This is a genomic window from Sedimentibacter acidaminivorans, assembly GCF_017873955.1.
In the GTDB taxonomy this organism is placed as follows: domain Bacteria; phylum Bacillota; class Clostridia; order Tissierellales; family Sedimentibacteraceae; genus Sedimentibacter; species Sedimentibacter acidaminivorans.
This window is the reverse complement of the sequence record NZ_JAGGKS010000004.1, coordinates 35,843-49,527: the sequence shown is the minus strand read 5'-3', so window position 1 is coordinate 49,527 and position 13,685 is coordinate 35,843. Positions and strand designations below refer to the sequence as shown.

The 13,685-nt window shown below is 30.4% G+C and carries 13 protein-coding genes and 1 other RNA gene; 13 read left to right on the top strand and 1 reads right to left on the bottom strand.

Translation table 11 applies throughout. The features are described from left to right. The first annotated feature begins 7 nt into the window (after positions 1-7). Positions 8-1,168, top strand: a complete 1,161-nt coding sequence (locus J2Z76_RS07610) for an O-antigen ligase family protein (protein WP_209511440.1) — start codon at positions 8-10, stop codon at positions 1,166-1,168. Here J2Z76_RS07610 and J2Z76_RS07605 read toward each other — a convergent pair. Continuing rightward, positions 1,135-1,938: an NAD(+)/NADH kinase gene (locus J2Z76_RS07605; protein ID WP_209511439.1), complete on the bottom strand. Its 804-nt coding sequence runs from the start codon at positions 1,936-1,938 to the stop codon at positions 1,135-1,137. The genes J2Z76_RS07610 and J2Z76_RS07605 overlap by 34 nt on opposite strands. 76 nt (positions 1,939-2,014) lie before the next feature. On the opposite strand from J2Z76_RS07605, the gene J2Z76_RS07600 reads away from it, so the two are divergent. From J2Z76_RS07600 to J2Z76_RS07545, 12 genes are all read left to right on the top strand, one after another. Further along, the gene (locus J2Z76_RS07600; protein WP_209511438.1) at positions 2,015-2,899 is read left to right on the top strand and encodes an RluA family pseudouridine synthase; all 885 of its coding nucleotides are present in this window, start codon (positions 2,015-2,017) and stop codon (positions 2,897-2,899) included. Positions 2,900-2,998: 99 nt separating this feature from the next. Beyond that, entirely contained in the window at positions 2,999-3,997 is a 999-nt protein-coding gene (locus tag J2Z76_RS07595) for an asparaginase (protein WP_209511437.1), read from the top strand. A gap of 10 nt (positions 3,998-4,007) precedes the next feature. Continuing rightward, positions 4,008-4,826, top strand: a complete 819-nt coding sequence (locus J2Z76_RS07590; RefSeq protein ID WP_209511436.1) for a PHP domain-containing protein — start codon at positions 4,008-4,010, stop codon at positions 4,824-4,826. Positions 4,827-4,838: 12 nt separating this feature from the next. Continuing rightward, positions 4,839-5,534 (top strand): 2-C-methyl-D-erythritol 4-phosphate cytidylyltransferase, encoded by a 696-nt coding sequence (gene ispD, locus J2Z76_RS07585; RefSeq protein WP_209511435.1) that lies wholly within the window; start codon positions 4,839-4,841, stop codon positions 5,532-5,534. A gap of 19 nt (positions 5,535-5,553) precedes the next feature. Beyond that, a complete protein-coding gene (gene ispF / locus J2Z76_RS07580; RefSeq protein WP_209511434.1) occupies positions 5,554-6,024 on the top strand; it encodes a 2-C-methyl-D-erythritol 2,4-cyclodiphosphate synthase in 471 nt (156 codons plus the stop codon). A gap of 215 nt (positions 6,025-6,239) precedes the next feature. Further along, the gene (locus tag J2Z76_RS07575) at positions 6,240-7,667 is read left to right on the top strand and encodes an ATP-dependent metallopeptidase FtsH/Yme1/Tma family protein (RefSeq protein WP_209511433.1); all 1,428 of its coding nucleotides are present in this window, start codon (positions 6,240-6,242) and stop codon (positions 7,665-7,667) included. Positions 7,668-7,761: 94 nt separating this feature from the next. Then, a non-coding RNA gene (gene ssrS / locus J2Z76_RS07570) (6S RNA) lies at positions 7,762-7,936 on the top strand. Positions 7,937-8,054: 118 nt separating this feature from the next. Next, on the top strand, positions 8,055-9,053 hold the full coding sequence (locus J2Z76_RS07565) for a LacI family DNA-binding transcriptional regulator (protein ID WP_209511432.1): 999 nt from the start codon (positions 8,055-8,057) through the stop codon (positions 9,051-9,053). 234 nt (positions 9,054-9,287) lie between these two features. Beyond that, positions 9,288-9,749 (top strand): hypothetical protein, encoded by a 462-nt coding sequence (locus J2Z76_RS07560; protein ID WP_209511431.1) that lies wholly within the window; start codon positions 9,288-9,290, stop codon positions 9,747-9,749. A gap of 41 nt (positions 9,750-9,790) precedes the next feature. Then, complete coding sequence (locus tag J2Z76_RS07555) at positions 9,791-11,188, top strand: aminopeptidase (RefSeq protein ID WP_209511430.1); 1,398 nt, start codon at positions 9,791-9,793, stop codon at positions 11,186-11,188. 213 nt (positions 11,189-11,401) lie between these two features. Beyond that, positions 11,402-11,923 (top strand): NADH-quinone oxidoreductase subunit NuoE, encoded by a 522-nt coding sequence (gene nuoE / locus J2Z76_RS07550; protein WP_209511429.1) that lies wholly within the window; start codon positions 11,402-11,404, stop codon positions 11,921-11,923. Beyond that, complete coding sequence (locus J2Z76_RS07545; protein ID WP_209511428.1) at positions 11,924-13,678, top strand: NADH-quinone oxidoreductase subunit NuoF; 1,755 nt, start codon at positions 11,924-11,926, stop codon at positions 13,676-13,678. The last annotated feature ends 7 nt before the right edge of the window (positions 13,679-13,685 follow it).

The following is a 13,685-nucleotide window of genomic DNA, read 5'->3' as shown; positions in this document are numbered from 1 at the left end:
TAGTACAATGAAAAAGGATGAACAATTTTATATTTTATTAATATTATCAATAGTTTTTATACCTGCTGCGTATGTGTTTGTTGCAGCAGTTTTTATTGTACAAATTTATAGGGGAGAATATAAAATTATTAGCTATATAAAATCTAATAAATATTTACTTATTGTAATGTTATATATTATTATAGGTGTAGTTTTTTCTAACTATTTAATAATTTCCTTGTTATATGGAATTATAATGCTGCTATGCATGTATTCAGTTGGTTTAACTGCGGTATATATAGAAAGAATTAGTATAAAAAAGATGAAAAAGCTGATTTATATTGTATCTTTAGTAGTTTTTATAATTGGAATAGCACAATATTTAAATCCTCATTTCGTAATGCCACAAAAATGGGTTGATGTTGAAGAATTTAAGTTAAAAAAAAGAATTTTTTCTACATTCTTCAATCCTAATGTTTTTGGTTTTTATATAAATATCATTTTAATAATTTTATGTGGTGAAATTAATATCAAGGATAAAAGTTATAAGGAAATAGTTTTGTTTGCATTGGGTTTAGTATGTATGTTTTTGACTTTTTCAAGAGCTACGTGGATATCTTTGGTAGTTTCTTTAGTTATTTCAGGTATTTTGTTTGACAAGAAATATTTTAAATTTGCATTGTTTGTATTTGTGGTAATTATAGGATTTGATAAAATATTAAATATAGGTCGTTCTAACCCAGTTAAGATGATAGAAGATAGCTCTATGATGTATAGGATTGAAATTTGGAAAGCATGTTTTAGCATTGTAAAAGATAATATGTTAACTGGTATTGGATTTGGTACTCTATTTAAATATATATCATCATATTCAGATATAGTTAAACCAAATATTGAGCATTGCCATAACTTATACATACAAGTTCTAACCGAATCGGGCATAATTGGGTTTGGTGGTTTTATATTTATAATTTTTAAATTAATTAGTAACACATGGAGAGAAGCAAAAAAAAGAAATAACCAGAGATGGATTACTTCTTTTTCAATAATTGTAATGGTTTTGGTTCATGGAACAGTTGATTCTGTATCTTTAACACCTCAAATAATGATGATTTTAAGCGTTTATATAGGCTATATGTTTGGAATGGAACGTATTTATAAAAATTTTTCTTTTATTACATTCCAATAATTATAAGTTCCTGTTGTTAACCTTTTTATAACTTTTTTAGAAGTTCTAAAACTAACATATTCCAACCCATCTATTTCATATGGTACTCCATCAGCTAAAAGGGTTATAAAGTAATCATCTCTTCTTTCTGGAATTATTTTCACTTCGAATTGAGGTGGAACAATAATACTACAATTTAAACATCTATAAGCATTTGAAATAATAGGTGACAAGGGCATTATTTGCAATGTCTTAAGAGATGGATATACTAAGCTTCCACCAGCAGAAAGATTATATGCTGAACTTCCCATAGGAGAAGATATTATTAACCCGTCACCACTTATAGTCTGCAAATGGTTAGAGTCAATATAAACATTTAAATGGATTGTTTTCATATCCTTTCTTTTAATGATTATATCATTAACTGCATATAGTTTTTCAGTACAACCATTTTTATATATTTCGCTTTCAATTAAATTAACTTGATTTGTAGTATAATTACCATTTTTATAATCTTCAATAAATTTTTCCATGTTTTCAGGTGTTATTTCTGGATAAAAGCCTAAGGTTCCAGTGTTTATACCTACAAATGGTATTTTAGAGAAACGGCTATCTCTCACACCTCGAAGAAATGCACCATCACCACCTATTGTAATATTTAGCTCAGCCTTCGGGTTGAATTTTTCGCTACATTTATAACCATTATCATGTAGCATATTCATAAGTTTGTTTTTTATTTCTAAAGTATATTTTTCCTGGTTTGAAGCTATGTTAATAACTTTGTCATTCATAATTATCCTCTTTACATACAATACTTTTTATATTATATTAATAATGTACTATTTAAAAAAAATATAGGAGTACACAATGATTAATAATAACAATGATAACATCATTAACTATACAATACAAGAAAATGATAGAACTGTAAAGAAGATAATGACTGAAAATTTGAAATTTTCTAAAAGATTATCTAAGAAGCTTGAACTTGCTGGTAAAATATTATTAAATGAAAAGCCTTCTAAATTAAATAAAAGTGTTTTTAAAGGCGATGTTTTATCATTGGAATTCAATGATGAAGAAGATGAATATAATGCTGTAAATATTCCCATAGAGATAATATACGAAGATTCGGATATGCTTATAATAAATAAACCACCATATATTGTAGTGCACCCAACTAAATCACATCAAGATAATACAATAGCCAATGGTGTAGCTTATTACTTTAAGCAAAAGGGCATACGAAAAAAAGTTCGTTTCGTTAATCGTCTGGATATGAACACATCAGGAATTGTTATAATTGCTAAAAATCCATATATTCACAATGAACTTGCCAATCAAATGAAATTAAATACTGTAGAAAAATATTACTATGCTATAGTAGAAGGTTTGATTAAAGAAGACAAAGGTACAATAAATGAACCAATAGGCAGGTTAAATGCAGAAGATATAATACGGGTAGTTGATCCTTCGGGAAAAGAATGCATTACTCACTACGAAGTAAAGGGTAGGTTTAAAGATAAGACTTTAGTAAAGTTAAAGCTTGAAACTGGTAGAACTCATCAAATTAGAGTACATATGAAGCATATAGGTCATCCTGTTTTGGGAGATACTTTGTATGGGAGTGAAAGTAAAGAAATAAAAAGGCAATCATTGCATTGCTATGAAATGATATTTGTTCATCCAACAACGGGTAAAAATATGACAATAAAATGTGAATTGCCAGATGACATGAGAAAATTAATTTGAGCATTTTATTAACATATTTAAATATAATGTTAGGTACGAAATCTTTACATAACGGTTTGAACGGTAAATAAATTTCAAAAAATAGAATAGGAGATTATAATGAAAAAGAATATTTTGCTAATTGCTACAGGTGGTACAATTGCCTCAAAAAAAACTATAGATGGCCTAGCACCTGGCATAACATCTGATGAACTCATGGAGTATGTTCCCGAAATAAAAGAGTTTTGCAACGTGGAAACAATTCAACTTTTGAATATAGATAGCACAAATATTCAACCAGAATACTGGACTTTAATTTCTGAAACAATCGAAAAGGTTTACGATAAATATGATGGATTCGTTATATCTCACGGCACTGACACCATGTCATACACAGCATCTGCACTTTCATATCTTGTGCAAAATCCAGATAAACCCATTATAATTACAGGATCACAAAAGCCGATAAATGCTGAGATAACAGATGCTAGAAAAAATTTGTTGGATAGCTTTAGATTTGCACATGATTTAAATGTTAAGGGTGTATATATAGTATTTGATGGTAAAGCTATAATTGGAACTCGAGCTAGAAAAATAAAATCTAAAAGTTATAGTGCCTTTGAAAGTATAAATTTCCCCGTTGCTGCATTAATTGATGATAAAAGGATATCTAAATATATTAGAAGCGAAGAATCAAAAGAAAGTGTAAAGTTCTATAATAAAATTTATTCTAATATTTTTTTGCTTAAACTAGCTCCTGGTATGGATCCAGATGTTCTTGACTATATTGGGGAAAAATATGAAGGAATTGTTATAGAAAGTTATGGTGTAGGAGGATTACCATTTTTAGATAAGAGAAACTTCCTTGAAAAGTTAGGAAAACTTTCAGATAGTGGGAAGATAGTGGTTGTTGCAACTCAAGTTATGCTTGAGGGAAGTGACATGGATGTATATGAAGTGGGAATTAAGGCGTTAAGACAATATAAAATTCTTCAATCATATGATATGACTGTTGAATCCGCCATAACAAAGCTTATGTGGATAATGGGCGAAACAAAAGATTTTGAAAAGGTAAAAGAAAAATTTTATAAAAGGGTTAATGATGACATATTGATATAAAGGGGTAATAATGATAAAAGTTGATTTGCATATGCATACCTGTGCATCTGATGGAACATGGGATATATATGAATTAAAAGAACAATTAATTAAAAATAAAATTAACATATTTTCTATAACAGATCATGATTGTATAGATAATGTAACAAAAATGGATGAAATAATCACCTCAAATGATAATTTAATTCATTTGCATGGTGTTGAACTTACAACAACCTATCAAGGTAGAGAATATCATATATTGACATATAATTATGATGTCAATAATGAAAATTTAATAAAGCTTATGAATTGGACTAATGAAAATAGGATTAATTCAAACAAAGAATATATAAAACAATATGCTTCTTTGTTATATGAAAATGTTGATTATGAGGACTTTGAAAAATATGAATACAATATAAAACGTGGTGGTTGGAAATCATATAACTATATGGTGGATAAGGGGATACACAAGGATTTATCATCTCATCTTGCTGACGTAAATAAATCAGGGTTTAGAGCTAATTTAAAAAGTCCTGAAGAAACAATTAGGATTGCTAAAAATAGTGGTGGAAGGGTAATTCTTGCACACCCAGCATATAATTACAAAAATGCATATATGCCAGAAAGTGAGATGAAGTACTGGCTTGAAATAGGTATTGATGGCATGGAATGCTATTCACCTTACAATCAAAGCTATGTTGAAGGGTACATCGAATTTTGTAAAAAAAATAATTTAATGATATCTGGAGGTTCAGACTGCCATGGTACATTTCTTCAATCTAGAAAGCTTGGAGTTCCACATGTGGAGTTAAAAGACTTAAATATTAAAGAATTATTGAATTAAAGGCGGGACATTATGTATATAGATAAAAAAGTAACTGCAATAATAGTTGCTGCAGGCAGAGGAACAAGAATGAACTCTGAAACACCTAAACAATATATGACTATTGCAGGTAAAACTATTTTAGATTCAACCATATATAAATTTGAAAAAAGTAATTATGTAGATGAAATAATACTTGTTGTAAATAAAGAAGAATTAGAATATGTAAGAATTAATATTGCATGTGATTATGAGAAAATTGTTAAAGTACTTGGTGGTGGGAAAACTAGAACAGAATCTGTATACGAAGGTGTGAAGATGGCTTCTAAAAGTGGGGGTATAATTCTAATTCATGATGGAGTTAGACCATTTGTTTCATATAAGTTAATTAATACATGTGTAGAAAATGCGTATAGATACAAATCTTGTGTTCCAGCTATAGATGTAGTTGATACAGTTAAAGTAGTAGAAGAAGGTTTTGTAAAAGATACATTGGATAGAAAAAAGCTTAAGGCAGTTCAAACGCCGCAAGCTTTTGATTGCTATCTGATTAGAGAATGCTATGATATGGCTATTAATGAAAGTAAGGATGTTAATTTTACAGATGATGCATCTATAGTTGAGTTTTATGGACATAAGGTAAAAGTCGTAGATGGGTTATCGAGAAATATAAAAATTACTACACCTCTTGATTTGAAAATAGCGGAAATATTAGCTACCGTTTATTAAACATAAGGAGATATAGAATATGAAAGTCGGAATTGGATATGATGTTCATGCATTAGTTGAAAATAGAAAGCTTGTAATAGGTGGAGTTAAAATACCATATGATAAAGGATTAGAAGGTCATTCTGATGCAGATGTTTTGATACATGCAATAATGGACAGTCTGTTAGGGGCGATGGGAGAAAAAGACATAGGATGTTTTTTTCCAGATTCAGATAATGAGTATAAAGATGTTGACAGCAGGGTACTTCTTCGACGTGTGAGCCAAATAATTAAGGAAAATAAATATCATATAGGCAATATAGATTCTGTTATAATAGCACAAAAGCCTAAAATGATGGATTATATACAAAATATGAAAGAAAATATTTCATTTGATTTGGAAATAGATATTAAAAATATAAATATTAAAGCGACTACAACGGAGTATTTAGGTTTTGAAGGAAGAGGCGAAGGTATAGCAGCACAAGCCATTTGTCTATTAGAAAATTAGAAGAAAATATATCACATAATTAATTTGGAACTGTAGGGTACGCATTTTATGCGTACTTTTTTATCTGTTGGAAAATTAGGAAAAACATTCAAAATAAACTAACAATTTGAGTATATCCAAAAGTATATCCTTGTGTTACAATAGTGAAACAATAGAGGAACAATAAAAGAGCAATAGTTCAGCTATTGTTCTGTCATATTAATAGGGGGTATACAATGGAAACATATCAAATAGTAGCTGTTTTAGGTGTAATTGTTTTTGTTTATTTTATTTTTTTTAAAAACAAAAAATCAGCCCAAAAAGAAATAAATAATTTAAGTGATATAGAATATTTGAGTTCGTCAACTACAAATTTTGATGATATAGCAGGAAACTATGAGGCAAAAGCTAGCTTGCTTGAGATTGTTGATTTTATTAAAAACCCTGAGAAATATACTAAATTTAATGCAAGAATGCCAAAAGGTGTAATGCTTTATGGATCACCTGGAACAGGGAAAACACTTATGGCTAAAGCATTAGCAGGAGAAGCGGGAGTACCATTTTACGCAGTATCAGGTTCTGATTTTGTACAAGTATATGCAGGACTTGGAGCAGGAAGAATAAGAAGCCTTTTTAAAAAGGCAAAACGATCAGGGAAAAGTGTTATATTTATAGATGAAATAGATGCAATAGGTAAAAAAAGAATGGGTGGAAACATGAGAGGTAGTGATGAGGGTGATAGAACTTTAAATGCACTTCTCACTGAAATGTCTGGTTTTAGCGATGAAACAGGAATTGTCGTGGTAGCAGCAACCAATAGAATTGATACATTAGATTCTGCTCTTTTGAGACCAGGTAGATTTGATAGACAAATTGAAATAATGTTACCTGATAGAGATGCTAGAAAAGATATATTAAAGCTTTATATGGACAAAAGAAATTGTGAAGAAAATATAGATATAGATAAACTTGCGGATTTAACAGTTTATTTTAGTGGAGCAATGATAGAAAATTTGGTAAATGAAGCATCATTGATTGCTATTAGAGATAATTCTGAAGAAATAAGTACAGAACATATTGAAAAAGCATATCTTAATGTTCTTGCTGGGACAGAACAAAAAAATCCATCTGAAAATAAAAATCAAAAAATAGTAACTTCATATCATGAAGCTGGACATGCATTTGTTTCAAAATATCTTATGCCTGAAAATAAAATTATTAGAGTATCAGTTATTCCCACTAGCAAGGGAGCAGGAGGATACACATTAAGCACTCCAAATTCTACAGAAGTTATTACTAAAACAAAAATTAAAAATCAACTTTCAGTTTTATTAGCAGGAAGGGTATCTGAAGAAGTGTTTTTTGGCAGAGATAATGTTACTATAGGAGCACAAAATGATATAGAGAGATCAACATCACTTGCTATAGACTATATTACAAAATATGGTATGGATGATGATACGGGTTTTATAAATTTTAATATTTTAGCAAATGAGCTTAAAATTCCTCTTTCGGGGGTAGAAAAATCAGTAAAAAAATTGATTGATGAATTATATTTTGAAGTAATGCACATAATAGAAAAAAATAGAGATAAAGTTGAAGCTATAGCAAATTTACTGATTGAAAAAGAAGTTTTATATGAGAGCGATTTAAATTTAAGTTGAAAAATAAAATATAAAGTGCTATAATAAGCATATAAATATAATAACTAAATAAAGTACTTGCGCTGTGAATAGCCTTGGTGCAACAAAATATAGATAAGGCCTGCGGTGTTCGGAAGCTTTTTAATTCAACCGACATATTGTAAAAGGGCTTTTGTGTTTAAGTGCCTATGACAGGCCCGCTTTGACGGGAAGTCAAAATCACTTAACAGAAAGCCCACCTGCTTAGATGCGGGTATGAATTAATAGTTTGCGGCATATGCGGGTTTTTTTATACTTTTTTAGGAAAACGGGAAAAAAGCGATTGCCAAAATTGCAAATAACATATATAATAAGTTATAGATGAGATAGTACATACGATTTAAATATAATAACTTATAGGAGGAAAAAATGATAACAATAAAAGATGTTGCCAGACTTTCAGAAGTTTCTATATCTACAGTATCAAGAGTAATAAATGATTCAAAACCGGTCAGTCCAGAAGTTAGGCGAAGAGTGTTAAAAGTTATTGAAGAAACGGGTTATAAACCAAATGATGTTGCTAGAAGTCTTGTAACGAGAAGATCTTATTTAATAGGTGTTATTGTCAACAATCTAGCGCAAAGTTATGTTGCCGATATAGTTAGAGGAATAGAAGAAATAGGAAAGATGTATGGTTATGATATACTTCTTTGCAGCAGCTATTCAAACAAGGAAACTCAGGAAAAATATTTGCAGCTACTTGATAGAAAGCAGGCAGAAGGATTATTTTTAGTAGGAAATAGATTTGACAGTGATGTGTTAGAGTTAGCAAAGAGTTTAGGAAAACCATCTGTCTTTTTTACTAGAGATGTAAATGATAGTATGAATTATATTTCTATAGATAGTTCTGCCGCAATATATGAAATGACAAATTATTTAATTAATGAAGGTCATGAAAATATTGCTTTTATTTCGGATTTTGAAAACAGAACATCTGTAGAAAATGATAAAATATCAGGATATATGAAGGCAATTGAAGATAATGAACTTGATTATTCTAAAGTATTTGTGGCAGGAAGTGGAAAACACAACAAAGCGTATGAACTAGGAAAAACAATTTCAAAAGATTCTGTTGATTTTACTGCTGCTGTATGTAGTAGTGACGAAATAGCAATTGGAATAATGAATAGTTTTTCTGATAATGGAATAAATGTTCCAAATGACGTTTCAGTTGTTGGTTATGGAAATATTAGAGAAGGTAGATTTGTAAGACCTGAATTGACTACTATTGGTGAACCTTATTATGATGTTGGAGCGGTTGGTATGAGAATGCTAATTAAAACTATAAAAGGTGACAGAACTCAAAAAGGCTTAATGGAGTTGCCGTTCACTATAGAAAAGAGAAATAGTGTTAAAACTATAAAGTAAAGTTTTATAAAAAATGAAAACTAATTAGAGGATTTGTGCGTAATGCACAGATCCTTAAGTCGTTTGTGGACACATACAATCGAAGAAACAGTAAATTTGTTGAAAATTAAAGAATAATTTTAGTAATTAAGTGACATTTAATGATAAAAAATTTTCACTTGTATATCTATAATAGTATTATGAAAAATAAATTGAATTAGTATTTTTTTTATAATTATATTTAGGGGGATACAAATGAAAAAAAGTTTTATTATTTTATTAATGATATTATTGTTATTTAGTTATAATTCTATTGGAGCATATGAAAATCATAAAGAAATAGAAGAGGTAGAACATTTGCTTAATGTGCGAATAGATGTAATGAATGATTTTTTATATGGGAGTAAAAATGCAAACGATATAAATGAATTAAATGAAGGCCTTAGTAAAATAGAAATAGACAAGTTGCTCGAAAACGATCTAAGTATATTGTATAAAGTCATAGATAATCCCACAGATTATGAACTAGCTTTAAGTGTAAAGGTAGATGAAATAATTAGTTTAGAAGAAACTGATTATGGGTATAAATTAAATGCAAATTTAAATTGGCTTATGAGTGGTTATGATGGTGAATTTAATTTAGTTAAGAACTATGATATTAAATGCATGCAGATAGAGGATAAAACATATTTAGCTGAATTAAAGTACATAGAGTGAGCATAATAACATAGTAAATCATAAATAACAAGGAGAAGATAATGAAAACTAACGAAGAACTCATATATAAAAAGAAATTTATTTGGGAAAAAATAAGTGTTGAGGAAAGAGGTAAAGTTTTTGAATTAGGGGAAGACTATAAATCATTTATAGATGCTTCTAAAACTGAAAGACTTTCAATTAAAGAAATAATTAGAAGAGCAGAACAACAAGGGTTTAAGCCTTTAGATGAATTTAATGAATTAAAGACGGGCGACAAAGTATATTATGTAAACAAAAGAAAAAGTGCTGTACTAGCAGTTATAGGAAAAGAAAAAATAGAAAATGGAATGAATATAGTGGGTTCTCATGTGGATTCACCTAGGATTGATTTAAAACAAAATCCTTTATATGAGGAACATGGTATATCTTTATTAAAGACACATTATTATGGTGGAATAAGGAAATATCAATGGGTTGCTTTACCTCTTGCTTTATATGGTACTATTGTTAAAGCAGACGGAGAAACAATAGACATATCTATTGGTGACGACGAAAGAGATCCTGTATTTTACATAACTGATTTACTTCCACATCTTGCAAAGGATCAAAAGGATAAAAAACTTTCAGAAGCAATTGAAGGCGAAGGATTGAACGTAATCATAGGTAGTCTTCCAGCTGAAGGTAAAGATGATGAGAAAAAGTTTAAATTAAATGTATTAAAAATATTAAATGAAAAATACGGAATGATTGAAGAGGACTTCCAAACTGCTGAAATAGAAATAGTACCAGCAGGTCGAGCAAGGGATGTTGGTATAGATAGGGGTATGATATCTGCATATGGCCACGACGATAGGGTTTGCGCATATACATCTCTTAAAGCAATATTTGAGGTGGATAATAATGATAGAACTGCAGTTGCTTTGTTTGCGGATAAAGAAGAAGTAGGCAGTATAGGTAATACAGGAATGCATTCGGAATTTTTTAACAATATGGTTGGAGAAATGATATTGTTACAGGGAAATAGTGATATGCTTTCTTTAAAAAGAGCATTGGCTAATTCAAGCATGCTTTCGTCAGATGTAGCCGCTGGAGTAGACCCAACATATCCTCAAGTAACAGAGCTTCAAAACGCTGCTGTTATGGGTCAAGGTGTTGTAATGGTTAAATATACAGGTAGCAGAGGTAAGTCAGGAGCGAATGATGCAAGTGCTGAATATATTGGAAAAATAAGAAAAATATTTAACGAGAGCAACATAATGTGGCAGACTGCAGAACTTGGAAAAGTTGACCAGGGTGGTGGAGGAACAATTGCCTATATAATGGCAAATCTAAATATGGATGTTGTTGATTTAGGTGTTCCTGTTTTAAGTATGCATGCACCATTTGAATTAGTTTCAAAAACTGATGTATACATGACATACAAGGCATACAAAGCTTTTTATAAAGAATATAACTAATAAATAAAATGCATAAAAATACCTTTATATTTTCCATTGCGAAATTTTTAGGTATTTTTTTATTGCCAAAAACCTGTTAGAAAGTGCTATTAAGGTGGACGATAAGAGACCAACATGATAAACAAAAAATGCTTGTTTATATCATGTCATGATGTTATAATTAAGTGTAAATATTTTATTTTGTTTATAAAAGTAATAACACAGGAGGACGAAATGTGTAACAATTGTAAATCGGAGGAAATGGTTAAAAATTTCAAAGATGAAGCTATAGACACTTCACTTTTGAATCCCGTAATTGAAAAATACGGAAAGGTAAAAGGTAGTTTAATTAATATACTTCAAGCAACCCAAGATATTTATGGATATTTGCCATTACAAGCTTTAAATTATATATCTGATAATACGGATAACAAGAAGTCAGTAATTTATGGAGTAGCAACATTTTACACACAGTTTAGGTTAAAACCAATAGGAAAATATTTAATATTACAATGTCAAGGAACTGCATGTCATGTAAACGGTTCAAAAGAAGTTTCTCAAGCATTGTGTGAAGAACTTAAGATACTTCCTGGAGAAACTACAGAGGATGGAATGTTTACTCTTGAAGATGTATCATGTCTAGGATGCTGTAGCTTAGCACCAGTTTTGATGATAAATGGTGAGGCATATGGTAATCTTACACCAGCTGAAGCTGTGAAAATTATTAGAAATATTCGTAAGGAGGATTTAGCTTAGATGAAAGTATTAGTCGGACTTGGAAGCTGTGGTATTGCTGCAGGTGGAAGAAAAGTATTGGAAAGTATAAATGAATCTGTAGCTAAAAATGGTTTAGATATAATTGTTGAACCTACAGGATGTGTTGGTATGTGCTTCCATGAACCATTAGTTGATATAATTGATGGGGACAAGAAGTACACATATGGACATGTAAATGCTGAAATTGCGAATAAGATTGTAGAAAGTCATTTAGTTAATGGAAAACCATTGACTGAGTATTTAATATATACAAATGATGAACCTGATGTTTTTGTTAAAAATCAATTAAAAGTTGCACTTGAAAACTGCGGACAAATAAATCCAGAAAATATAAATGATTATTTGGAAGTTGGTGGCTACAAAGCACTTGAAAAAGTTTTAACTAGCATGAAACAGGAAGAAGTTATAGAAGAAATGAAAATTTCTGGACTTAGAGGTAGAGGTGGAGCAGGATTCCCAACTTGGTTTAAATGGGATGCAGCCTTAAAATCAAAAGGTACAGAAAAATATGTAGTATGTAATGCTGATGAGGGAGACCCAGGTGCATTTATGGATAGAAGTGTGCTTGAAGGAGACCCACATAAATTGATAGAAGGTATGATAATTTGTGGTTTTGCAATGGGTTCTAACCATGGAGTTATATATTGTAGAGCGGAATACCCTCTAGCAATAAAAAGATTAAATATAGCTATAGAACAAGCAACAGAAAAAAATTATTTAGGTGAAAATATTCTTGGTACAGGCTTTAGTTTTGATTTAAGAATTAAAATGGGAGCAGGAGCATTTGTTTGTGGTGAAGAAACTGCGTTAATTGAATCACTTGAAGGTAAAAGAGGAATGCCAAGACTTAAGCCTCCATTTCCAGCACAATCAGGTTATTGGAGAAAGCCTACAAATATTAATAACGTTGAAACATTTGCAAATGTTTCATGGATTATATCTCATGGACCTGAAAAATTTGCTGCAATAGGAACAGAAAAAAGCAAGGGAACTAAAGTTTTTGCACTTTCAGGTAAAATAAAGCTTGGTGGTCTGGCTGAAGTTCCTATGGGTATGACTCTTAGAGAAGTAATATTTGGCATAGGTGGCGGAATTAAAGGTGACAAAAAATTCAAGGCTGTTCAGCTTGGAGGACCATCTGGTGGATGTTTGCCAGAATCACTTCTTGATACACCTGTAACTTATGAAGATTTAAGTAAAACTGGTGCTATAGTAGGTTCAGGCGGTATGGTTGTTATGGACGAAACTACATGTATCGTTGACGTAACAAAATTCTTCCTTGAGTTCACATGCAATGAGTCATGTGGAAAATGTACTTACTGTAGAGTAGGTACAAAGCGTATGCTTCAAATTCTAGAGAAAATTACTGAAGGTAATGGAACTATGGAAGATTTAGATGAGTTAGAAGCATTAGCATTAAGTGTTAAAGATGCATCTTTATGTGGATTGGGACAAACTGCTCCAAACCCTGTATTAACTTCATTAAAGTATTTTAGAGATGAATATATTGCTCATATAGTTGATAAGAAATGTCCAGCTAAAAAATGTACAGCTCTTTTAACTTACAATATTGATACAGAAAAATGTACTGGTTGTACTTTATGTGCAAGAAAATGTCCTGTTCAGGCTATTGATGGTACTGTAAAGAATCCTCATGTTATTATTCAGGATAAATGTATTAAATGTGGCAATTGTTATACTGCATGTAAATTTGGTGCAGTTGAAATAATATAACAGAGAG

What these genes read in the sequence shown, in the direction of transcription:
- J2Z76_RS07610 (WP_209511440.1), top strand. Translation starts at nt 8, where the DNA reads ATGAAAAAGGATGAACAATTTTATATTTTATTAATATTATCAATAGTT.
- J2Z76_RS07605 (WP_209511439.1), bottom strand. Translation starts at nt 1,938, where the DNA reads ATGAATGACAAAGTTATTAACATAGCTTCAAACCAGGAAAAATATACT.
- J2Z76_RS07600 (WP_209511438.1), top strand. Translation starts at nt 2,015, where the DNA reads ATGATTAATAATAACAATGATAACATCATTAACTATACAATACAAGAA.
- J2Z76_RS07595 (WP_209511437.1), top strand. Translation starts at nt 2,999, where the DNA reads ATGAAAAAGAATATTTTGCTAATTGCTACAGGTGGTACAATTGCCTCA.
- J2Z76_RS07590 (WP_209511436.1), top strand. Translation starts at nt 4,008, where the DNA reads ATGATAAAAGTTGATTTGCATATGCATACCTGTGCATCTGATGGAACA.
- ispD (WP_209511435.1), top strand. Translation starts at nt 4,839, where the DNA reads ATGTATATAGATAAAAAAGTAACTGCAATAATAGTTGCTGCAGGCAGA.
- ispF (WP_209511434.1), top strand. Translation starts at nt 5,554, where the DNA reads ATGAAAGTCGGAATTGGATATGATGTTCATGCATTAGTTGAAAATAGA.
- J2Z76_RS07575 (WP_209511433.1), top strand. Translation starts at nt 6,240, where the DNA reads ATGGAAACATATCAAATAGTAGCTGTTTTAGGTGTAATTGTTTTTGTT.
- J2Z76_RS07565 (WP_209511432.1), top strand. Translation starts at nt 8,055, where the DNA reads ATGATAACAATAAAAGATGTTGCCAGACTTTCAGAAGTTTCTATATCT.
- J2Z76_RS07560 (WP_209511431.1), top strand. Translation starts at nt 9,288, where the DNA reads ATGAAAAAAAGTTTTATTATTTTATTAATGATATTATTGTTATTTAGT.
- J2Z76_RS07555 (WP_209511430.1), top strand. Translation starts at nt 9,791, where the DNA reads ATGAAAACTAACGAAGAACTCATATATAAAAAGAAATTTATTTGGGAA.
- nuoE (WP_209511429.1), top strand. Translation starts at nt 11,402, where the DNA reads ATGTGTAACAATTGTAAATCGGAGGAAATGGTTAAAAATTTCAAAGAT.
- J2Z76_RS07545 (WP_209511428.1), top strand. Translation starts at nt 11,924, where the DNA reads ATGAAAGTATTAGTCGGACTTGGAAGCTGTGGTATTGCTGCAGGTGGA.